The 23,172-nt window shown below is 51.4% G+C and carries 17 protein-coding genes and 1 pseudogene; 7 read left to right on the top strand and 11 right to left on the bottom strand.

The window, feature by feature from the left end; all coding sequences use genetic code 11:
- Positions 1–94: 94 nt before the first annotated feature.
- The 3 genes from panB (at position 95) to panD (ending at position 2,318) form a co-directional block, all read left to right on the top strand.
- Positions 95–889 carry a 3-methyl-2-oxobutanoate hydroxymethyltransferase gene (gene panB / locus DRI82_RS06900; RefSeq protein ID WP_114192758.1) on the top strand — a complete coding sequence of 265 codons (795 nt, stop codon included), beginning with the start codon at positions 95–97 and terminating at the stop codon, positions 887–889.
- Between the two features lie 30 nt (positions 890–919).
- On the top strand, positions 920–1,774 hold the full coding sequence (panC, locus tag DRI82_RS06895) for a pantoate--beta-alanine ligase (protein WP_114192757.1): 855 nt from the start codon (positions 920–922) through the stop codon (positions 1,772–1,774).
- A gap of 163 nt (positions 1,775–1,937) precedes the next feature.
- The gene (gene panD, locus DRI82_RS06890) at positions 1,938–2,318 is read left to right on the top strand and encodes an aspartate 1-decarboxylase (protein ID WP_114192756.1); all 381 of its coding nucleotides are present in this window, start codon (positions 1,938–1,940) and stop codon (positions 2,316–2,318) included.
- A gap of 71 nt (positions 2,319–2,389) precedes the next feature.
- Here the strand turns inward: panD and DRI82_RS06885 are convergent, their stop codons facing one another.
- From DRI82_RS06885 to DRI82_RS06875, 3 genes are all read right to left on the bottom strand, one after another.
- Positions 2,390–3,676: a polysaccharide deacetylase family protein gene (locus DRI82_RS06885; protein WP_114192755.1), complete on the bottom strand. Its 1,287-nt coding sequence runs from the start codon at positions 3,674–3,676 to the stop codon at positions 2,390–2,392.
- 216 nt (positions 3,677–3,892) lie between these two features.
- Positions 3,893–4,663 carry an ABC transporter permease gene (locus DRI82_RS06880; RefSeq protein ID WP_114192754.1) on the bottom strand — a complete coding sequence of 257 codons (771 nt, stop codon included), beginning with the start codon at positions 4,661–4,663 and terminating at the stop codon, positions 3,893–3,895.
- On the bottom strand, positions 4,660–5,586 hold the full coding sequence (locus tag DRI82_RS06875) for an ABC transporter ATP-binding protein (protein WP_114192753.1): 927 nt from the start codon (positions 5,584–5,586) through the stop codon (positions 4,660–4,662). Before DRI82_RS06875 ends, DRI82_RS06880 begins: the two co-directional genes overlap by 4 nt.
- A gap of 125 nt (positions 5,587–5,711) precedes the next feature.
- Between DRI82_RS06875 and can the strand changes: the two genes are divergently transcribed.
- Complete coding sequence (gene can, locus DRI82_RS06870; RefSeq protein WP_114192752.1) at positions 5,712–6,368, top strand: carbonate dehydratase; 657 nt, start codon at positions 5,712–5,714, stop codon at positions 6,366–6,368.
- A gap of 171 nt (positions 6,369–6,539) precedes the next feature.
- On the opposite strand, the gene hpt is transcribed toward can, so the two are convergent.
- The 3 genes and pseudogenes from hpt to cueO form a co-directional block, all read right to left on the bottom strand.
- Entirely contained in the window at positions 6,540–7,076 is a 537-nt protein-coding gene (hpt, locus tag DRI82_RS06865) for a hypoxanthine phosphoribosyltransferase (protein WP_114192794.1), read from the bottom strand.
- 382 nt (positions 7,077–7,458) lie between these two features.
- Positions 7,459–8,864, bottom strand: a pseudogene (locus DRI82_RS06860) (type VI secretion system Vgr family protein); the annotation flags it as partial.
- Between the two features lie 222 nt (positions 8,865–9,086).
- Positions 9,087–10,721: a multicopper oxidase CueO gene (cueO, locus tag DRI82_RS06855; RefSeq protein WP_114192751.1), complete on the bottom strand. Its 1,635-nt coding sequence runs from the start codon at positions 10,719–10,721 to the stop codon at positions 9,087–9,089.
- A gap of 175 nt (positions 10,722–10,896) precedes the next feature.
- Here cueO and DRI82_RS06850 point away from each other — a divergent pair, with 175 nt between their 5' ends.
- The 3 genes from DRI82_RS06850 (at position 10,897) to speD (ending at position 13,074) form a co-directional block, all read left to right on the top strand.
- Entirely contained in the window at positions 10,897–11,244 is a 348-nt protein-coding gene (locus DRI82_RS06850) for a YacC family pilotin-like protein (RefSeq protein WP_114192750.1), read from the top strand.
- 142 nt (positions 11,245–11,386) lie between these two features.
- Positions 11,387–12,244, top strand: coding sequence for a polyamine aminopropyltransferase (speE, locus tag DRI82_RS06845; RefSeq protein WP_114192749.1), 858 nt, complete (start codon positions 11,387–11,389; stop codon positions 12,242–12,244).
- 35 nt (positions 12,245–12,279) lie between these two features.
- Positions 12,280–13,074: an adenosylmethionine decarboxylase gene (gene speD, locus DRI82_RS06840; RefSeq protein ID WP_114192748.1), complete on the top strand. Its 795-nt coding sequence runs from the start codon at positions 12,280–12,282 to the stop codon at positions 13,072–13,074.
- A 196-nt stretch (positions 13,075–13,270) separates the two neighbouring features.
- Here the strand turns inward: speD and yacL are convergent, their stop codons facing one another.
- The 5 genes from yacL to aceE form a co-directional block, all read right to left on the bottom strand.
- On the bottom strand, positions 13,271–13,633 hold the full coding sequence (gene yacL / locus DRI82_RS06835; protein ID WP_114192747.1) for a protein YacL: 363 nt from the start codon (positions 13,631–13,633) through the stop codon (positions 13,271–13,273).
- 138 nt (positions 13,634–13,771) lie between these two features.
- Positions 13,772–16,369 (bottom strand): bifunctional aconitate hydratase 2/2-methylisocitrate dehydratase, encoded by a 2,598-nt coding sequence (gene acnB / locus DRI82_RS06830; protein WP_114192746.1) that lies wholly within the window; start codon positions 16,367–16,369, stop codon positions 13,772–13,774.
- A 381-nt stretch (positions 16,370–16,750) separates the two neighbouring features.
- A complete protein-coding gene (lpdA, locus tag DRI82_RS06825) occupies positions 16,751–18,175 on the bottom strand; it encodes a dihydrolipoyl dehydrogenase (protein ID WP_170138683.1) in 1,425 nt (474 codons plus the stop codon).
- A 289-nt stretch (positions 18,176–18,464) separates the two neighbouring features.
- The gene (gene aceF, locus DRI82_RS06820) at positions 18,465–20,351 is read right to left on the bottom strand and encodes a pyruvate dehydrogenase complex dihydrolipoyllysine-residue acetyltransferase (protein ID WP_114192744.1); all 1,887 of its coding nucleotides are present in this window, start codon (positions 20,349–20,351) and stop codon (positions 18,465–18,467) included.
- A 15-nt stretch (positions 20,352–20,366) separates the two neighbouring features.
- A complete protein-coding gene (aceE, locus tag DRI82_RS06815) occupies positions 20,367–23,030 on the bottom strand; it encodes a pyruvate dehydrogenase (acetyl-transferring), homodimeric type (RefSeq protein ID WP_114192743.1) in 2,664 nt (887 codons plus the stop codon).
- Between the last annotated feature and the right edge of the window lie 142 nt (positions 23,031–23,172).

The raw sequence follows: 23,172 nt of genomic DNA, 5'->3' as shown, positions 1-23,172 counted from the left end.
CATCTGCTTACAGTAGAATAGACGGTTACGAATTCAGATCACCTCCCAGAAATTGCTGTCGGGTGATGCCGGATCACATTAAGGAGATGTTGTGATGAAAACCACTACGATCAGCCTGTTGCGTCAATGGAAACAGGAGCAGAAAAAGTTTGCGACGATTACCGCCTACGATGCCAGCTTTGCCCAGTTGTTTGAAGAACAAGGACTTAGTGTGCTGCTGGTTGGCGACTCGCTGGGTATGGTTGTCCAAGGCTGCGATTCAACGCTGCCTGTCACCGTTGAGGAAATCGCTTATCACACGCGATGTGTACGCCGTGGCGCACCGCACAGTCTGATATTGTCAGACCTGCCGTTCATGAGCTATGCCACACCGGAGCAAGCCTTTGCCAGTTCGGCCACCTTAATGCAGGCGGGTGCCAATATGGTCAAACTGGAGGGTGGCAGTTGGCTGTGCGATACGGTGAAGCAACTGACCGAGCGCGCTGTTCCCGTATGCGGACATCTCGGATTAACCCCGCAGTCGGTGAATATTTTTGGCGGCTACAAAGTTCAGGGGCGTGATGAGATTGCGGCTAACCAATTGCTGCAAGATGCACAGAATCTGGAACACGCCGGTGCACAACTGCTGGTGCTTGAATGTATTCCTGCCGAACTGGCACGGAAGGTCACAGAAGCCCTCAGCATTCCGGTAATTGGTATTGGTGCTGGTAATGCCACTGATGGTCAAATTCTGGTAATGCATGACGCCTTTGGTATTACTGGCGGTCATATCCCTAAATTTGCCAAAAACTTCCTGGCTGAAGCGGGTGATATCCGCCTTGCGATAAAAAATTATATCCAGCAGGTTGAAGAGTCCAGCTATCCGGGCGAAGAGCATTCATTCAAGTAATGGCAGCATCCAAAAGACAGGAGATTTAGCGTGCTGATAATTAATACATTGCCAATTATGCGCCGGGAGATCCGTCGCTGGCGTCAGGAAGGGAAACGCATTGCCCTGGTGCCAACCATGGGTAATCTGCATGAGGGGCACATGACGCTGGTTGACGAAGCGAAAGCGCGTGCCGATGTCGTGGTCGTCAGTATTTTTGTCAATCCCATGCAGTTTGAGCGTCCTGATGATTTGGCACGTTATCCCCGTACGTTGCAGGAAGACAGTGAAAAATTGACCCGCCGCGGTGTCGATTTGGTTTTTGCCCCCGCTCCTGCGGACATTTATCCGAAGGGGTTGGAAAGCCAGACCTTTGTTGAGGTGCCCGGCATTTCCTCCATTCTTGAAGGTGCCAGCCGCCCCGGCCACTTCCGGGGTGTTTCCACTATCGTCAGCAAGCTGTTCAATCTGGTACAGCCAGATATCGCCTTGTTTGGCGAGAAGGATTACCAGCAATTGGCACTTATTCGCAAAATGGTGGCGGATATGGGATATGACATCGATATTGTCGGCGTTCCTACCGTCCGGGCAAAAGATGGCTTGGCACTCAGTTCACGCAATGGCTACCTGACTGCTGATGAGCGTAAAGTGGCTCCGTCGCTGAGCAAAATTATGAATGCTTTGGCTGAACAATTACGCAATGGCGAACGCCATGTGGATCAGCTGTTGGATCAGGCTTCTGAACAATTACGCAACCACGGCTTCACCCCAGACGAATTATTCATTCGCGATGCTGATTCGCTGCAACCCCTGACGGTTGAAAGCAATAAAGCGGTGATTCTGATGGCCGCATGGTTAGGTAAAGCACGTTTGATTGATAACCAGCAAGTAAGTCTGACCGAGTAAACATTCATCGCCCATATCTGCGCAATGGCTCTTGCTCAGATATGAAGGAGATAGACAGCGGGGAATAAATCAGCAACACTATTTCCCCCGCTTTTAAAGCGCAGGGTGCATTTCAGGCCGGAACAGAACGTATTTTTTCAGCATGTAGGAAGGTAACAAAGCTATGGTACGCACAATGTTGCAAGGCAAGTTACACCGGGTGAGAGTCACTCAGGCAGACTTGCACTATGAAGGTTCCTGCGCCATTGACCAGGATTTTCTGGAAGCCGCAGGTATTCTGGAATATGAAGCCATTGATATTTATAACGTTGATAACGGTCAGCGTTTCTCTACATACGCCATTGCGGCCGAACGCGGTTCGCGCATTATCTCCGTTAATGGAGCTGCAGCACGCTGCGCATGCGTAGGCGACAAACTGATCATCTGTTCTTACATACAGATGCCGGAAGCCGACGCCCGCCAGCATCACCCGAAAGTTGCCTATTTTGACGGCGAAAACCAACTGCAACGCAAAGCGAAAGCAGTACCGGTGCAAGTCGCATAAATCATAAAGGGCGCGTTCATGACGTAATCCAAAAAACTGGATGCGCCCTTTCTTGTCTACGTAATTCCCTTCTAGCGCGGTAAACCGCTTCCCGTTTGATTCGCCACCCGTGCGGCCATGGCCTGCAAGGAATCGGAGCGAAGAATATACAACCTCTTCAGCGTAAAGGGATTATCACCCGGTTTCACCTTGCCCCGCACCGTTGTCACAGCCAAACGAAAGCCTGCGTTTTTCGCTGCTGCTATTGCATTCTGGTTATACCCGCCAAACGGATAGGAGAGATAAAGCACATGCGGATTGAACTGGCTTAATGCCCGCCGCGAGCGTTCAAAATCTAACAAAATGTTATGATAAGAGCGGTTGAGCAATATCGGGAAATGGCTGGCATCTTTACGATGCAGGAAATGCGTATGCGACTGAACATCAAACACATCCTGAATCTGACTCAGTTCAGTAATACTCATGAATTGCAGCGAGTCGGGATTCCATGTCTGCGGATGACGTTTTATACGTGATGAAATAATAAACGCCGTGGCACGAAAACCGTAATTCTTCAGCACCGGATAAGCGTAACGATAGACTGACTTAAGGCCATCATCAAAAGTAAGAACCACCGCTTTTGCAGGAAGATTGATTTTATTATTTAAATACCCCTCCAATTGCGCCAGCGAAAGGGTTTCATAGCCCGTCTGTTTCAGGAATGCCATCTGATTGCTGAACGCGATATCCGAAGTCGTCGTAGACGTATGTTGAAAAAGTTTATTCTCTTCATTCTTAAGTAAATGATGATAAGTCAGGATTGGAATACCGTTATCAATCTCACAATCCGCTGCGCTGATATACCCCAGACGTTGCCCTACATTGACTTCATACCAGGTATTATTCAGCCGATCTTTCAATTTACCGATGATCGGATAACGTAAATTGGCTGCAAGCGTGGCAAAGACCGTACTCTTCAGATCGGCAGCCATATAAATTCTCACGGGCTTTTGCGTAAGAAGGTTCTGGTTGGTCAGTGGTTTGTTCAAATCACTGAGATCGCCTTTTATTTTGCGACTTTTCTTCAATGGCAGTACATTATCACGTTCAATAAAACCGATACCATGACCAAAACGAAATTCATAGTACTTGGTCGTTGCCGGGATCATCTGCAACCACTCTCCAGCCTTGATCTTCCCCACAGGAATCACTTTTTCGCCAATCTGTGAATAGATTTCACTGTCGCGCGACAAAGCCCAATATTGCAAGTCGGGGATATTTTCAGGCAGGTTATTTGCCCGTGTTGATGTCAATATCAAGGCCAATAGAAACAGGCCGGGTAATAATAACCAATAATAGCGAATTATGGTGGACCGCATGGTGTATTCCGTGACGTAAAAGGGGCTCATCCCCTCCCACTCTGGGGATATGTGCCTAGCCGCAGGCTTACCCTACGCGGATTATAAAAAGGGTGTCTGACGAATATCAATTTTTTGCGTAAACAACGATGTATTTACGCGAGCAGATTCTTTTTATGTGAACAGGCTGGAGGAATTAAAAAAGACCCCGGACAAGATCCGGGGTTGGAGGCGGGATTAACTTCTCAGGCCACGGCCACGTTCAATCAGATACCAGGCCAGCAGATAGAACACGACGATGAAAGCCACCAGCACCGCCATGGTCAAAGCCAGCGGTACATCGCTGATACCGAGGAAACCGTAACGGAAACCGCTGATCATGTAGACGATAGGATTCAGCTTTGAGACGGCTTGCCAAAACGGAGGCAATAGCGTCAGGGAATAGAACACGCCACCCAGATAGGTCAAGGGGGTCAGTACAAAGGTTGGTACCAGACTGATGTCGTCAAAACTGTTGGCAAATACCGCATTCAGCAATCCACCCAATGAGAACAGAATCGCCGTCAGCAAAAGCGTTACGGCGATCACCCACCAGGCATGGATCTGTAGCGGAACGAAGAACAGCGAAATCACCGTGACCAGCACGCCCACGCAGATGCCGCGCGCCACCCCACCGCCCACATAGCCGGCAATGACCACATGGGTTGGCACCGGTGCGACCAGCAACTCTTCGATATTGCGTTGAAATTTAGCACTGAAAAATGACGATGCCACGTTTGCATAGGAATTTGTAATCACCGCCATCATGATCAATCCAGGGACGATAAATTGCATATAATCAAAACCATGCATTTCGCCGATGCGTGATCCAATCAGATTGCCAAAGATGATGAAATACAGCGTCATGGTGATTACCGGTGGTACCAGCGTCTGAATCCAGATGCGGCCAAACCGATTAATCTCTTTGTACCAGATGCTTTGCAATGCCACCCAATAGAGACGAGTCATACTTTTCCTCCTGCATTGCCATTGACCAGGGTGACGAACAGTTCTTCAAGGCGGTTGGCCTTATTGCGCATACTGAGCACTTGTACACCTTGCTTGCTGAGTTGGCTGAACAAGCCATTCAACCCCTGTTCACGCATCACTTCCACTTCCAGCGTCGACGTATCCACTAGCCGATGGTGGTAGCCGTCCAGTTTTGGCAGCGGACTTTTCGCCGCCAGATCCAGAATGAAGGTCTCTGATTTAAGCTTGGACAACAACGCTTTCATCGAGGTGTTCTCCACCAACTCGCCACCCTGGATAATGCCGATATTGCGGCACAACATCTCCGCCTCTTCCAGATAATGGGTGGTCAGGATGATGGTGGTGCCCTGCGCATTCAGTTCTTTCAGGAAACCCCACATGGATCGACGCAACTCGATATCCACCCCGGCGGTAGGTTCGTCGAGGATCAGCAATTTGGGTTCATGCATCAGCGCACGGGCGATCATCAACCGGCGTTTCATCCCGCCAGAAAGCATCCGCGCACGCTCGTCACGCTTGCCCCATAAATCGAGCTGATTGAGGTATTTTTCTGCACGTTCGAGTGCATCTTTGCGCTTGACGCCGTAATACCCCGCCTGATTCACGACGATCTGCATAACGGTTTCAAACGGGTTGAAGTTGAATTCTTGCGGTACCAGTCCCAGTTGACGCTTGGCATTTACGATATCGCGATCGATATCGTAACCAAATACCTGAACTTTACCGGAGGTTTTGTTCACCAGAGAACTGATGATACCGATGGTGGTCGACTTACCGGCACCGTTCGGCCCCAGCAGCGCGTAGAAGTCACCGGCATCAACACGCAAATCAATTCCCCGCAGCGCTTTTACGCCACCGGCGTATGTTTTAGTCAGCTGCGTTAGTTCCAGTGCATATGTCATAAATGAAGGATTACCTTATTTTTTATGAGATATCTGAATATGTGACACAGTTCAGATTTCAAATTCTTGAAGCTTGCCCTATATTAACCCATCGCAATCTGTTCGTTACAGGCTATTAACTTCCTATGAAAGAAATCGAAAGACTTATCGCGAACAACAGGGTCTGGTCAGAATCCATTGAAGATGAGGATCCAGGCTTTTTTGAACGGCTGGCTGAAGCCCAGAAACCGCGTTTTCTGTGGATCGGTTGTTCTGACAGTCGCGTGCCCGCTGAACGTTTGACCGGGCTTGAGCCAGGTGAATTGTTCGTACACCGCAATGTGGCCAATCTGGTCATCCATACCGACCTCAACTGTCTGTCCGTGGTGCAATACGCCGTTGAAGTGCTGGAAGTCGAACACATCATCATCTGTGGCCACTACGGCTGCGGCGGCGTTGAAGCTGCCATTGAAAACCCGGAACTTGGGCTGATCAATAACTGGCTGCTGCACATCCGTGATTTGTGGTACAAACACAGCTCACTGCTGGGCGTAATGACGCATGAAAAACGTCTGGACGCGCTGTGCGAACTGAACGTTGTTGAGCAGGTTTATAACCTGGGTCACTCCACCATCATGCAATCTGCATGGAAGCGTGGCCAGAAGGTGATGATACACGGATGGGTATACGGTATTCAGAATGGCCGACTGCGCGATCTCAAAGTGACCGCCACCAGTCGCGAGACACTCGAAATGGGTTATCGCAACGCGATCTCAACGCTGTTGCAAGACCAGAGTATCTGACCTCTCCAGCATCCATTCTGGACATCAGACCCACATCACTGCAACCCTTGCACCCTGAGCATCAGGGCGCAAGGGTTATTCCTTCAGGCACTATACCCGCACTCCGCAGCACCCTGCCAAGGATTCTGTGCGCTCTGCCATTCGTCGTCACTGACTCGCAGGAATAACGTCTTATTCAGTGAAGGCAATCACTTTGCCGATGTAAGGCAAGTGGCGATAGCGTTGCGCATAGTCAATGCCATAGCCGACCACGAACTCATCGGGAATGGAGAAACCCACATATTCGACGGGAACGTCCACTTCACGGCGCTCAGGCTTGTCGAGTAGCGTGCAGATGGCGAGCGATTTTGGCCCACGCAGTTGCAGGATCTCGCGGACTTTGTTCAGGGTATTCCCTGAGTCGATAATGTCTTCCACAATCAAGACGTCTTTACCGCGAATATCTTCATCCAAATCTTTCAGGATTTTGACGTCACGGGTGGTCGACATCCCATTACCGTAGCTGGAGGCCGTCATAAAGTCGACTTCATGCGAGACATCGATGGTCCGGCAGAGATCCGCCATGAACATGAAGGAACCACGCAACAAACCGACCAGAACCATTTCACTGCCGCTGTCGCGATAGTGTTCGGTGATTTGCTGACCCAGTTCAGCGATACGGGCTTTTACTTCCTGCTCGGAAATCATTACTTCTACAGTGTGTTTCATAAAAAACATAACCAACTGTTTTTAATATAAAAAAGATAAACCAACCGGAACACGGAGAGAGATTATTGCTACACCGGTTGATACACATTACTTTGTACAGCCTCGCACCCACCCACCAGCACGAGAACAGCAATAACATTATACCAGCGAGCCACCCCTACAGCACCCCTATAAAAATTGATGACGCAGCCCGTAACATAGAGCAAAGCTGCCCAGAGTGATTTTCTTCCTCTTGCTGGCTGCGATGATGATGAACAAAGAACAGACAAATCATTGTGCGCAAAAATTAGCATCCATAAAATCAGGCAGTTATCGAGTTTAATTGCAAACATCGACAATATGATTGGCTGGTGGGTCGTCTTTGGCTTTTGAACCACCATCAATCACGGTTCACAACATCGGTGTGTTCAGAGTCATGCATGGCGTGGGAGATATACGGCAGGTCAATATCACCGTTGCTGTAGGCAATCGCCACCTCGGTGCCGTCAATAAGCGGCGTGTGCCAGCCATAGGTATCACCGGTATACGGTTTTGCCATGCGCAGCCACAGATATGCATAACCCAGCTCACTATTATTGCGGTCAAAATCCAGCCTCACCCGGTAACGTCCCTGTTCATCCAGGTGTGCGTAAATATCATGTATCTCGCGGCTTTCAACGCGGGCCGGGAGCGTGCCGTGAATTTCAGGGCGCGGGATGTCCACCGGACGGAAGCAGTAGCGTTCAGTGTACGGCATGCCCCAGATGGAGACGTGCAGGCGGGAATCACGGGATGCCTGGAAGGTGGCGAGTGTAATGATGACGCCTTCTTTCAGCGCGGCAATCACGCTGCCCTGCGGCTCCAGCACCTGGCCCGGAGTCAGGTGTGAGGCATTACTGAACAGGTGAATACGGGAAGATTTATTCAGTTCGCGTTCGTGGTGGAGTCGGGCGTAAACGCACCGCTTTCAGTTTCAGGCGTCGGGTTGGTGTCGTCACCCGCCTCCCGGTAAGGGGCTGCATAGCGGTAGTGTTCACCCGTGGTCACGGCATCGTTACGGACGCGAACCGTCGCATCCAGCGGCGTGGTGGCAGTGCGGTAGTTATAGTCACGCGTGGCGACACTACCGGTCACCACGTTGTGCCAGGTGCGTACACCCCACACTGATTCTTCTGCACCATCGTACAGGCCGGATGGTTCGCTGTACGGCAGACGCACATCAAACTGATAGTTAAGCTGGCTATCAGCAAAAATGAAAACGTCCAGGTCACGGGTATTGTCCATCTCCGTGCGCCAGTAAATGCCCACCTCTGAGAGGATTCGCTGAATAAATTCGAGGTCCGTTTCCCGCCACTGGGTTATTACCTCGCGTGGCGGATAAGTGCGCTCCAGACGAAACTCAAAATCAGTCCCTTCCAGCCCGTGCTGACGCAGTACCTGCTCCACCACCTCCGTCACTGACTGATTCTGGAATACAGCACATTTGCGGGTATACGACAGCAGCGCCAGGCGGGAACTCAGCGTGATGGTGTAGTGCGACTGGTCAGCAGAGGTTGATAGCCACTCCAGACGGGTAATAATGCCATGGACATTTTTGCCGCTGCGCATCCGAAAGGACGCATACTTCATCAGCACCTGCTCAGGGGCAATATTACCCGGTGGCGTGGTGAACTCAATGTCCCATTTAAACGGCTCGCTTAATGCCTTGCGTCCCCGAAAGCGCAAGACATCAGGTTTTACCGGACTGTTGTTGATATGAAGGCTATAGCGGGACTGTCCTGTGTCTGCAATGGCAGCAGCAAAATCCATTTAGATTCCCCCTATGGATTGATATGACAGGTCTTATATCTTGAAGCTATGGATAAAAAAGTGAGATAAATCGGTCTGTTATGGCGCTCAATGAAACCTCATTGTCGACATGTGACCAAAGATTAGGCAACAACAACAGTGTTTAAAGGGGTATATAACCGTGTGATTTTGTTTCAGTGATAGCCGGGCTGCATTTCGGGGATAAAAATGCAGTAAGGCAGTCTACGCACTCACAGTAAAGCCCATCATCATGCCCGTATCTTCATGTTCCAGCAGATGGCAATGGGCCATGTAGGCATGTTCCCTGCTAGCCAGATGATTGAAACGCACCAGAACTTCGCTGCGATCGCCTTCGACCTTGACCGTATCTTTCCAGCCGCGACGGTGTGCAGCGGGTGGCTGGCCGTTCTCGGTCAGAATGCGGAATTGTGCACCGTGGATATGGAATGGATGCAACATCATGTCGCCCACGCCGGAGATCGTCCATTTCTCATATTGGCCGCGTTTAACATCAAATGAAGGTTGGAACATATCAAACGCCTTACCGTTAATCCGGTTGCCATTCATGAAATCAAAACCGTCTGCGGGCTTATCCCTTCCCTGCATCTGGCTGTGATCCATACCGGCCATATTGCCATGATCCATGCCCGGCATCTGACCGTGATCCATGGCAGGCATGTCGCTCTTGCCTTGCGGCATACTATGTCCTGACATCGACATGCCAGCCATCGCCTGATGGCCATAACGCTCCATCAACGCCTGCATACCAAGCATATCGAGTTGCGGATCCATCATCAGTTGCAGCATACGTTGGGGCAGTGCCTCAATGGTCGGTAGCGATGGAAGCGCAATCAGGGAATCCGGGAGCGTTATACTGCCAGTGGCAAGTGAGGGCTGGATTCGCACGACAGGCAGTGGGCGATCAAAGGGTGCCAGCGTCATACCCATTTGCGTCACGGGCAGTGTCACCAAATCAAACGCTTTGCCATCAGAGGTATCAACCAGAACTTCGAAACGCTCGCCCATCAATATCGGCAACTCCGTCACCTTCACGGGTTCAGCGAGGAAACCGCCATCACTGGCAATGACATACAGCGGCCTGTCATCACTGGTCGCCAGATTCAAAGAGCGCGCATTGCAACCATTCAGCAGGCGCAGCCTCAGCCAGCCGCGGGGCGCAATGTGTTGTGGATAGGACGCACCGTTGGTAAACAGATGATCGCCAAACCAGCCAACCGCAGCGCTCATGATGTCGAGTTGATAGTCAATTTGCCCGTTCGGGGTAAACCGCTTGTCTTGCATGATCAGCGGAATATCATCCACGCCCCACTGTTTAGGCAGCGTCAGCGCACCGCCAGCCTTATCCTCCACTAACACCAGCCCACCCAACCCTTGCGCCACCTGATACCCGGTTTTTCCGTGGGTATGGGGGTGAAACCAACAGGTCGCGGCAGGTTGATCGACGGTGAATGTGACGGTTCTTTGGCCGCCTGGCGCGATTTCTGCTTGTGGGCCGCCATCCACATCACCCGGCACTTCCAATCCATGCCAATGAACGGTATTGACGTCCGGTAATGTATTATGAATATTAATGGTCACTGAATTACCGCGTTGCAAGCGCAGCGCAGGTCCCAACAGACCACCATTCACTCCCCAGGTATCGGTTATTTTCCTCGGCACGAGTTGGCTTTTGCCGCGTTGCAACTGGAGATTTATCACTCCTGTGGCATCAGGTTCCAGCAAAGGGGGAATGGGAAGCGCAGGGCGATCGGCTGCAAAGACATTTCCACTCCAGAAAGGTAAGGTCGTGGATGCTCCCAAAGCTGCTGTGAGCTTAATAAAATCACGGCGTTGCATGGCTCGGTTCCTTTTGGCAAAAAATCAGGAAGGGCTGGAGTCTAAACCCTGCCCTTACGGCAAGGTCAAGATTGATATCTTGCAGGAATAATATTTAGTGCCACTTTTGGATATTTAATGCCACTATTGATATGTGTGTGTAACGTTTTAAAACCTTAATGAGTCTATAACCGCAATGAAAAAAACAACACTAGCGATGCTGTTGCTAACCCTACTGGGGTTTTCTTCTGCCAGTCAGGCGTTAAGCGAATCCGAAGCTGAAGATCTGGCCGATCTCACTGCGGTGTTCGTTTATTTGAAAAATAACTGCGGTTACAATGAGTTGCCCAATGCGCAAATCAAGCAGGCCATTGTTTACTTTGCTCAGCAGAATCGGTGGGATCTGGCGAATTACAACAGTTTCAACATGCGCCAGTTAGGTGAAGAGAGCTACCGCGACCTCAGCGGGATTGCCATTCCTACACCCATCAAATGCAAATCTCTGGCGCGCGACTCATTGAGTCTGCTGGCATATGCCCAGTAATCTATCAGCCCCGCCTTTCCAGTAGACGCTACGGCTTTGCTGTAAGAACAGTCGACCCGGCCCGCGGTCCTGCGGATTTTGCTCCCTTTTTCACCCCACACTATCCTTTACAGATGGCTCTTATGAGGAGAGAACCCCAAACATGTCCCAGAAAGAGATGTGGTATGAAACGCTGCATGCTGGTTTTGGCCAGTATTTTACCGTCGACAAAGAGGTGTACCGTGAAAAAACGGCGCATCAGGATCTGATTATTTTCGAGAATCAGGTGTTGGGACGGGTGATGGCGCTGGATGGCGTTGTGCAGACGACAGAACGTGATGAGTTCATTTATCATGAAATGATGACGCATGTGCCGCTACTGGCCCACGGTCAGGCCAAACGCGTACTGATCATTGGCGGTGGCGACGGTGCCATGCTGCGTGAAGTGTGCCGCCATCGCAACGTCGAACATATCACGATGGTTGAGATCGATGCTGGCGTTGTGACGTTCTGCCGTCAATATCTGCCGAACCATAGCGCTGGGGCCTACGAGGATCCACGCTTTCATCTGGTGATCGAAGACGGTGTGAATTTCGTTAATCAGACCAGCGAAAAATTTGATGTGATCATCTCTGATTGCACCGATCCGATTGGGCCTGGCGAGAGCCTGTTTACCTCAGATTTTTATCAGGGCTGCCAGCGTTGCCTGAATGAAGGCGGTATTTTCGTCGCGCAGAATGGCGTCTGTTTCTTGCAGCAGGATGAAGCGGTAAACAGTCATAAAAAACTGAGCCACTACTTTTCTGACGTCAGTTTCTATCAGGCGGCGATCCCGACGTATTACGGCGGCATTATGACTTTCGCCTGGGCGACAAACAGTCCGGTGCTGCGCCAACACGACGTTGCGACATTGCAACAACGCTTTCATGCAGCGGGTCTACAATGTCATTACTACAACCCGGCAATTCATGTTGCCAGTTTTGCATTGCCACAATATTTGTTGAATGCACTTTCTGCATAACCTTGCGAACTGCGTCCATAAGGGGGTGAACCAAATTGCATAAGCTAAAACTGCACGGCTTCAATAATCTGACCAAAAGCCTGAGTTTTTGTATCTACGATATCTGTTATGCCAAGACAGCAGACGACCGCGACGGCTATATCGCCTACATTGACGAACAATACAATGCCAATCGCCTGACCGAGATCCTGACAGAAACCTGTTCGATCATTGGTGCGAACATTCTCAACGTTGCGCGACAGGATTACGATCCCCAGGGTGCCAGCGTAACCATCCTGGTGAGTGAAGAGCCGATGGACCCGAATGATGTCGACACCTCAGAACATCCGGGACCCCTGCCCCACTCCGTGGTCGCCCATCTGGATAAAAGTCACATCTGCGTTCATACCTATCCGGAAAGCCATCCGCAGGGTGGATTGTGTACTTTCCGTGCCGATATCGAGGTATCAACCTGTGGGGTGATCTCGCCACTGAAAGCGCTGAATTACCTCATCCACCAGTTGGAATCAGACATTGTTACCATGGACTATCGCGTCCGTGGTTTTACCCGTGATGTACAGGGTGTGAAGCATTACATCGACCACGAGATTAATTCGATACAGAATTTTATGTCTGATGACATGAGATCGCTGTACCACATGATGGATGTTAACGTTTATCAGGAAAATATCTTTCATACCAAAATGCTGTTGAAAGATTTTGATTTGAACCACTATCTATTCAACGCGCAACCGGAAGAGTTGAGCGTTGGCGAACGCAAAGAGATAACCACTCTGCTGTATAAAGAGATGCAAGAGATTTACTACGGCAGGAACATCCCGACGGTGTAATTCGGCCCCTATCTGCCCATATAGTTGACCATATAGCTGCCTGACGCCCTTCGCCAACCAGAAGGGCGTTATGGTTTATCTGGTCAGGATCAGGCTCAAATCTACCGCACGGAATAGATGTCTCTGCGAAGTCTGACACCTCAATTCATGATCGCAAATGCAGTGATAGGCAGATCGAGGGAAATCAGTCCTCCTGTCAGCAACCAGCGGCAAACTCGCGATATTTTTGAATTACCTGCAAGAAGTCCTCCACACCGCACAATGACAGGCTCTCTTCGTCGTAGTAAGCCATGCCCTCTTCAATCTCATCGCCCTCAAACTCCAGCAGGTTGGCGCGGATCATCACCTCTTCCCCGTCCAGCCATAGCGTGTATTCATGGCCTTCCAGTTGCCAGTGGCGCTCGCTGCCTTTGACGTCTGCTGCCGCGGCTTCAACTTTAGCCAGCAAGTGCATATCGCCTTTGACTTCCTCATTGAACCAATGACCGACAACTTCATGTCCCATCGAAAATCTGACCTGAACTTGCCCGGTTACGTCCCGTAAAAATTCATAGTCCATAATGTCGTCTCCGCTGTTTTCTCTTAGTGTAAACATTCCCGACACGCGGACTACGCGATCGCTCGCAGTTATGGTTAAAAAAAGCCAATAAAAAAGGGAGGCCGGAGCCTCCCACACACTGTCACGAACAATAACGTTTTACACCGCGGTTTGGAAGATCACGCCGTCAGCTTTTTCCGTGTATTCATTCAGCTTGTCGAAGTTCAGATAGCGATAAGTGTCTGACGCCGTCTTATCAACCTGCTCCATATAGCCCAGATACTCTTCCGGCGTCGGCAAACGGCCCAGCAGGGACGCAATGGCCGCCAGTTCAGCAGAAGCCAGATAGACATTTGCACCGGTACCCAAGCGGTTCGGGAAGTTACGCGTGGACGTTGAGACCACGGTTGCCCCGTCTGCCACCCGTGCCTGGTTGCCCATGCACAGCGAACAGCCCGGTATCTCGATACGTGCCCCACTTTTACCAAAGACGCTGTAATAACCCTCTTCAGTCAGTTGTGCGGCATCCATCTTGGTTGGCGGTGCAACCCACAGGCGGGTTGGCAACTGGCCTTTGTGCTGATCCAGCAGTTTACCGGCGGCACGGAAGTGACCGATGTTGGTCATGCAAGAACCGATAAAGACTTCATCGATTTTGCTATTGGCTACATCAGACAGCAGGCGTGCGTCATCAGGATCGTTTGGCGCGCAGAGAATCGGTTGATTGATCTCGGCCAGATCGATTTCGATCACCGCAGCGTATTCCGCATCGGCATCGGCTTCGAGCAACTTAGGATCTGCCAGCCAGCTCTCCATACCTTTAATGCGGCGTTCCAGCGTGCGACGATTGCCATAACCTTCAGCGATCATCCACTTCAGCAGTACGATATTGGAGCTGAGGTACTCGATAATCGGTGCCTGATCCAACTTGATCGTACAGCCTGCTGCGGAACGTTCTGCGGAGGCGTCGGCCAATTCAAAGGCCTGTTCAACTTTAAGCTCTGGCAAACCTTCGATTTCCAGAATGCGGCCAGAAAAGATATTCGTCTTGCCTTTCTTCTCTACGGTCAGCAGACCCTGTTGAATCGCATAGTAAGGAATGGCGTGCACCAGATCGCGCAAAGTAATGCCAGGCTGCATTTTGCCTTTGAAGCGCACCAGCACAGATTCAGGCATGTCCAGCGGCATCACGCCAGTGGCGGCAGCAAAGGCCACCAGTCCGGACCCCGCCGGGAAGGAAATGCCGATCGGGAAACGGGTATGGGAATCGCCACCGGTGCCCACGGTATCAGGCAACAGCATACGGTTCAGCCAGGAGTGGATGATGCCATCGCCTGGACGCAGGGAAACACCGCCACGGTTCATAATAAAGTCTGGCAGCGTATGGTGAGTCGTCACATCCACCGGTTTCGGGTAAGCGGCGGTATGACAGAAGGATTGCATCACCAGATCGGCGGAGAAGCCCAGACACGCCAAATCTTTCAGTTCGTCACGGGTCATTGGCCCGGTGGTGTCCTGGGACCCCACAGAGGTCATCTTGGGTTCGCAATATTCATTCGGGCGCACACCGGCAACGCCACAGGCGCGACCGACCATCTTCTGCGCCAGCGAGAAACCTTTATTGCTGGCAGCAACCGGCTTGGCAATGCGGAAGACTTCGCTTTGCGGCAGATTCAGTGCCTCGCGCGCCTTGGTGGTTAAACCGCGGCCAATGATTAACGGGATACGGCCGCCTGCGCGAACCTCATCCAGCAGGACGTCTGTTTTCAGTTCAAACGACGCCAGCAGAGCGCCGGTATAATGGTTGCGCACCTCACCTTTGTACGGATAGATGTCAATGACGTCACCCATATTCAGTTCGGACACATCCACTTCGATCGGCAGCGCGCCAGCATCTTCCATGGTGTTAAAGAAGATTGGAGCAATTTTGCTGCCCAGCACCACGCCACCGCCACGCTTGTTCGGCACATAAGGGATATCATCCCCCATGAACCACAGCACGGAGTTGGTGGCAGATTTACGTGAAGAACCGGTTCCGACCACGTCGCCGACATAGGCCAGTGGGAAACCTTTTTTATTCAGTTCATCGATCTGTTTGATCGGACCCACGCTACCCGGCTGATCCGGATTGATCCCTTCACGGGCATTCTTGAGCATCGCCAGGGCATGCAGAGGAATATCCGGGCGTGACCAGGCATCAGGGGCTGGGGAGAGATCGTCAGTGTTGGTTTCGCCGGTGACCTTGAACACCGTTACAGTGATTTTCTCAGCCAGTTTCGGGCGGGACAAATACCAATCGGCATCTGCCCAGGACTGTAAAATCTGTTTCGCGTGAGGGTTACCCGCTTTTGCTTTCTCTTCCACGTCGTAGAAGTTGTCAAACATCAACAGGGTATGGGAAAGCGCTTTGGCGGCGATCGGTGCCAGCTTTTCGCTGTCCAATGCATCAATCAAAGGATGAATGTTATAGCCACCTTGCATGGTGCCTAACAGTTCAATGGCTTTCTCTGGGGTAATCAATGGGGAATGGGCTTCGTCCTTGGCAATGGCTGCCAGGAAACCTGCTTTAACGTATGCCGCTTCGTCAACACCAGGGGGTACGCGATTAATCAGCAGGTCTAACAGGAATTCTTCTTCGCCCGCAGGCGGATTCTTTAATGATTCAACCAGCGCCGCCATCTGAATTGCATCTAATGGCTTGGGGACGATGCCCTCTGCAGCACGCTCGGCCACGTGCTTACGGTATTCTTCTAGCACGACTTTCTCCTCGCTCTCATTGTCATTTATTGTGCCTGGTTATCCATGCATCAAACGGGTTGAAAAATCTGCAATGCACAGAGGTTTCGACGTATTTGATCTTACCGGGTCACTGCTGTCGATGTCCTGGACTGTAAGGTACAGTGCCCGGTTCCGCTCAGCCAGCATATCAGGATTTGAATTGGTTGTTAATTCGTTCACATAAAAGCAACATTAAATCTTTGCTGAATCGTTGAACCCAGCCGGATCGCCTGCCTGAAAGCAAACTCCCCGTAGCACATCACAATATCCATGCGGTTACAATGGGTTAAGAGGAGAATAGGAACCAATAAAAAACGGCCCCTGAATAGGAGCCGCTTGTCTTGAACCCGGAGCAAAGAATTACTTTTTCTTGGCTTTCGCGTTCGGCAGGTCGGTGATGCTACCTTCATAAATCTCGGCAGCCAGACCCACGGATTCATGCAGCGTTGGGTGAGCGTGGATAGTCAGCGCGATATCTTCTGCGTCACAACCCATCTCGATAGCCAGACCGATCTCGCCCAACAGCTCGCCGCCGTTAGTCCCGACAATCGCACCACCGATGACACGGTGAGACTCTTTGTCGAAAATCAGTTTGGTCATGCCGTCTGCACAATCGGAAGCGATAGCACGGCCAGACGCTGCCCACGGGAAGGTGGCAGTTTCATAGCTGATACCTTTTTCTTTCGCTTCTTTTTCAGTCAGACCAACCCAGGCAACTTCTGGTTCGGTGTACGCGATAGATGGGATCACTTTCGGGTCAAAGTAGTGTTTCTTGCCAGAGATAACTTCTGCCGCGACGTGACCTTCATGAACACCTTTGTGCGCCAGCATTGGCTGACCGACGATATCGCCGATCGCGTAGATGTGCGGTACGTTGGAGCGCATTTGTTTGTCGACGTGGATGAAACCACGGTCATCAACTTCAACGCCAGCCTGACCGGCATCCAGCAGTTTGCCATTTGGCACACGGCCAATTGCCACCAGCACGGCATCGTAACGTTGCGGTTCAGCCGGGGCCTTTTTACCTTCCATGGTCACATAGATGCCATCTTCTTTGGCTTCTACTGCGGTCACTTTGGTTTCCAGCATCAGGTTGAATTGCTTGCTGATACGCTTGGTGAACACTTTTACCACGTCTTTGTCGGCAGCCGGGATAACCTGGTCAAACATTTCGACCACGTCAATCTTGGAGCCCAGCGCGTGATAAACGGTACCCATTTCCAGACCGATAATACCGCCACCCATAACCAGCATACGTTCCGGAACGGTTTTCAGCTCCAGTGCATCGGTAGAGTCCCATACACGCGGGTCATCATGAGGAATAAATGGCAATTGGATCGGACGGGAGCCCGCTGCGATGATGGCATTGTCGAAGTTAACAATAGTCGTCCCGTTTTCACCGGTCACTTCCAGAGTATTGGCACCGGTAAATTTACCCTGGCCAGTCACCACTTTCACTTTGCGGCCTTTTGCCATGCCAGCCAGACCACCGGTCAACTGGTTGATGACTTTTTCTTTCCAGAGACGGACTTTGTCAATGTCTGTTTTTGGCTCACCAAAGATGATGCCATGTTCTTCCAGTGCTTTGGCTTCAGAGATAACTTTCGCCACGTGCAGCAGAGCTTTGGAAGGGATACAACCCACATTCAGGCAAACCCCGCCCAACGTGGAGAAACGCTCAACCAGAACGGTTTCAAGACCTAAATCAGCGCAACGAAAGGCGGCAGAGTAACCTGCCGGGCCTGCCCCAAGTACCACGACCTGAGTTTTAATTTCAGTACTCATCATGACCTCATATTTGTTTGTCCGGCGGGTCAGACGTCATTTTTGTAGCTCTAAAATTGACAACGCCCTTTTTCCACCGGGACGCTTACACCGCGAGCAGTTTACAGAATTGTTAATATTCTGAAAAGCATGTTCGGGTGACGAGTGTCTCAACAACCTTGTCGACTCATGTAACAAGTACAACAAGGTCGGTGTAAATATCAGTAATACCGCATCCGGCTCATCGCCTGTTCTGTTGCAACGCTGTTACGGTTACAACAAAGCCGGCCACATGGGCCGGCCTTGGCGATTACATCACCAGACGACGGATATCAGACATCACTGTGCCAATATAGGCCGCGAAACGTGCACCCGCCGCACCATCAATAACACGATGGTCGAAGGAGAGTGACAGAGGCAGCATCAGACGTGGGGCAAACTCTTTACCGTTCCAGACTGGCTTCATGGACGATTTGGACACGCCCAGAATGGCCACTTCCGGCGCATTGACGATTGGCGTAAACGCCGTACCGCCGATACCACCGAGGCTGGAAATGGTGAAACAGCCGCCCTGCATGTCAGACGCCGTCAGTTTGCCGTCGCGCGCTTTCTTGGAGATCACAGCCAGCTCACGGGAAAGCTCAACGATACCTTTCTTGTTTACATCGCGGAACACCGGAACAACCAAGCCGTTCGGCGTATCAACTGCCACACCGATATTGATGTATTTCTTCAGGGTCAGTTTCTGACCATCTTCAGAGATTGAGCTGTTGAAGCGTGGGAACTCTTCGAGCGCCTTGGCAGCAGCTTTCATCAGGAAGACCAGCGGCGTGATTTTCACATCCGATTTTCTCTTCTCTGCTTCAGCATTCTGCTGCTTACGGAAAGCTTCGACATCCGTGATATCTGTTTCATCAAACTGCGTAACGTGCGGGATCATCACCCAGTTACGACTCAGGTTGGCGCCAGAGATTTTCTGGATGCGGCCCAGTTCGACTTCTTCGATCTCACCAAACTTGCTGAAATCAACTTTCGGCCAGGGCAGCATGCCCGGCAAACCACCACCGGTGGCAGCAGCAGCAGGCGCTTCAGCACGCTTAACCGCGTCTTTCACGTAAGCCTGAACGTCTTCGCGCAGGATACGGCCTTTACGACCGGTGCCCTTCACTTTCGCCAGGTTTACACCGAACTCACGCGCCAGACGGCGGATGACCGGAGTCGCATGCACATAGGCATCGTTCTCAGCGAACTCGCCTTTGCTTTCTGCCTTGGCAGTAGCAGGAGCAGCCGCTTTTTGCTCAGCTTTGGCTGGCGCCGCGGACTCTTCTTTCTTCGCCGGGGCAGGCGCAGCGCCTTCCACTTCGAACACCATGATCAGGGAACCGGTGCTGACTTTGTCGCCAGTACTGATTTTGATCTCTTTCACGGTACCCGCAAACGGAGCCGGAACTTCCATCGAGGCTTTGTCGCCTTCAACGGTGATCAGTGATTGCTCAGCAGCGACTTTGTCACCGACTTTCACCATCACGTCGGTCACTTCGACTTCATCACCGCCGATATCCGGCACGTTGACTTCTTTGCTGGCAGAACCACCCTGGGCAGCCGGAGCGGCGGCTTCAGATTTGCTCTCTTCTTTTGCTGGTGCAGAAGAACCTGAACCGGCAACTTCAAACACCATGATCAGGGAGCCGGTGCTGACTTTGTCGCCAGAACTGATTTTGATCTCTTTCACGGTGCCTGCAAACGGTGCCGGAACTTCCATTGAGGCTTTGTCGCCTTCAACGGTGATCAGGGGCTGTTCCGCTTCAACTTTGTCGCCGACTTTCACCATCACTTCGGTCACTTCGACTTCGTCACCGCCGATATCCGGCACGTTGACTTCTTTGCTTTCGCTTGAGGCTGCGGCAGTTTTCTCTTCCGCTTTCTTCTCAGCCGGTTTCTCTTCAGCCTTGGCGGGTGCAGCGTCGGCGGATTCGAATACCATGATCAGTTTGCCGGTCTCAACTTTGTCGCCGACAGACACTTTGATCTCTTTCACCACACCCGCTTGTGGGGAGGGAACTTCCATGGAAGCCTTGTCACCTTCAACGGTGATCAGCGACTGTTCAACATCAACTTTGTCGCCCACTTTCACCAAAATTTCGGTGACTTCCACTTCATCTGCACCGATGTCCGGTACGTTGATTTCGTTAGCCATTTTATTTTGTCCCTCTTAAGCCAGACGCGGGTTAACTTTGTCAGCATCGATGCCGAACTTGGTAATTGCTTCTGCAACTACTTTAGTCTCGATCTCACCGCGTTTAGCCAGTTCACCCAGTGCCGCAACCACTACATAAGAAGAATCAACTTCGAAGTGATGACGCAGGTTCTCACGGCTGTCTGAACGACCAAAACCGTCAGTACCCAGAACACGGAAATCGCTCGCCGGGATGAAGTTACGGATTTGCTCAGCGAACAACTTCATGTAGTCGGTAGACGCGACTGCCGGTGCGTCGTTCATCACTTGCGCGACGTACGGTACGCGTGGCTCTTCGCTTGGGTGCAACATGTTCCAGCGCTCGCAGTCCTGGCCATCACGCGCCAGTTCGGTGAACGAGGTCACACTGTAAACGTCAGAACCGACACCGTAATCCTTCGCCAGGATTTCAGCCGCTTCACGGACGTGGCGCAGGATAGAACCCGAGCCCAGCAGTTGAACCTTACCTTTGCTGCCTTCGATGGTTTCCAGCTTGTAAATACCTTTGCGGATACCTTCTTCAGCGCCTTCCGGCATGGCTGGCATATGGTAGTTTTCGTTCAGTGTGGTCAGGTAGTAGTAGATATTTTCCTGCGCCTTGCCGTACATACGCTCCAGACCATCATGCATAATGACAGCAACTTCATAGGCATAGGCTGGATCGTAAGAAATACAGTTTGGAATGGTCAGTGACTGGATATGGCTGTGACCATCTTCATGCTGCAGACCTTCACCGTTCAGGGTGGTACGACCGGACGTGCCGCCGATCAGGAAGCCACGCGCCTGTTGGTCGCCCGCTGCCCAGCACAAATCGCCAATACGTTGGAAACCGAACATCGAGTAGTAGATGTAGAACGGAATCATTGGCAAATCGTTGGTGCTATAAGAGGTCGCTGCGGCCAGCCAGGAAGAGGCGGCACCCAGTTCGTTGATCCCTTCTTGCAGAATCTGACCTTTTTCGTCTTCTTTGTAGTAAGCAACCTGCTCACGGTCCTGCGGCGTATATTGCTGGCCGTTCGGGCTGTAGATACCAATTTGACGGAAAAGACCTTCCATACCGAAAGTACGCGCTTCGTCAGCAATGATTGGAACCAGGCGATCCTTGATCGACTCATTCTTCAGCATGACGTTCAGCACACGCACGAAAGCGATAGTGGTGGAAATTTCTTTCTTCTGTTCTTCCAGCAACTGGGAGAAATCTTCCAGTTTTGGCAGTTCCAGTTCCTGAGTGAAAGACTTCAGGCGGGTCGGCAGATAACCTTTGAGCGCTTTGCGGCGTTCATGCAGGTATTTGTGCTCTTCGGAACCTTCTTCGAAGGTGATGTACGGCAGTTTTTCAACCGCGTCATCAGCGACTGGAACATTGAAACGATCGCGGAAGTAACGCACGCCGTCCATGTTCATTTTCTTCACCTGGTGGGCAATGTTCATGCCTTCCGCGGTGACACCCATGCCGTAACCCTTGATGGTGTGCGCCAGGATAACGGTTGGCTGGCCTTTGGTGTCCTGCGCTTTTTTCAGTGCAGCAAAGACTTTCTTCGGATCGTGACCGCCACGGTTCAATGCCCAGATGTCATCGTCGCTGAGGTCTTTGACCAGTGCAGCGGTTTCTGGGAATTTACCGAAGAAGTGCTCACGAACATACGCGCCATTTTTCGATTTGAACGTCTGATAGTCACCGTCGACGGTTTCATTCATCAGTTGGATCAGTTTACCGCTGGTGTCTTTACGCAGCAGTTCATCCCAACGACTGCCCCAGATCACCTTAATCACATTCCAACCGGCGCCGCTGAAGATGCCTTCCAGTTCGTTGATGATCTTGCCGTTACCGGTGACCGGGCCATCCAGACGTTGCAGGTTACAGTTGATGACGAAGACCAGGTTGTCCAGCTTCTCACGGGTAGCGATGGTGATCGCCCCTTTGGATTCTGGCTCATCCATTTCACCATCACCCAGGAACGCGTAAACGGTCTGTGCTGAGGTATCTTTCAGACCACGGTGTTCCAGGTATTTCAGGAACTTAGCCTGATAGATGGCGCTGATCGGGCCCAGACCCATGGAAACGGTCGGGAACTGCCAGAATTCAGGCATCAATTTCGGGTGCGGATAAGACGACAGACCTTTACCGTGAACTTCCTGACGGAAGTTATTCATCTGGTCTTCGGTCAAACGACCTTCAAGGAAAGCACGGGCATACACGCCCGGAGAGATATGACCCTGGAAGTAAACCAGATCGCCACCGTCTTTATCATTGCGCGCACGGAAGAAGTGGTTGAAACACACTTCATAGAACGTCGCGGAAGATTGGAAAGATGCCATGTGGCCACCCAGATCCAGATCTTTTTTAGACGCGCGCAGCACGGTCATCACGGCATTCCAGCGGATAACCGAACGAATGCGACGCTCCAGATCCAGGTTGCCCGGGTACTCCGGCTCGTCTTCCACTGCGATGGTGTTAACGTAGTTACGTGCTGCTGCACCTGCTGCAACACTGACGCCACCTTTGCGGGCTTCGCCAAGAACCTGATCAATCAGGAACTGAGCGCGCTCAACACCCTCTTCACGGATGACCGATTCGATCGCCTGCAGCCAGTCGCGGGTTTCGATCGGATCCACGTCATTATTTAAACGATCTGACATGGTGGTATTCCTTATCTTCTCTAATAAGTTAATTTATTGGAGCCTGTCTTCCTGTGTTCTGCCCGGTAACGCCCCAGGAACAAAGCACACGAAGACAGGCCCGTCAGTTTAGTTGCCGCTATTCAGCTCGTAAAAGTAGAGC

The organism is Edaphovirga cremea, assembly GCF_003332275.1.
Lineage (GTDB): Bacteria > Pseudomonadota > Gammaproteobacteria > Enterobacterales > Enterobacteriaceae > Edaphovirga > Edaphovirga cremea.
The sequence above is the reverse complement of the archived record's forward strand: the minus strand, read 5'-3'. Positions and strand labels throughout refer to the sequence as shown.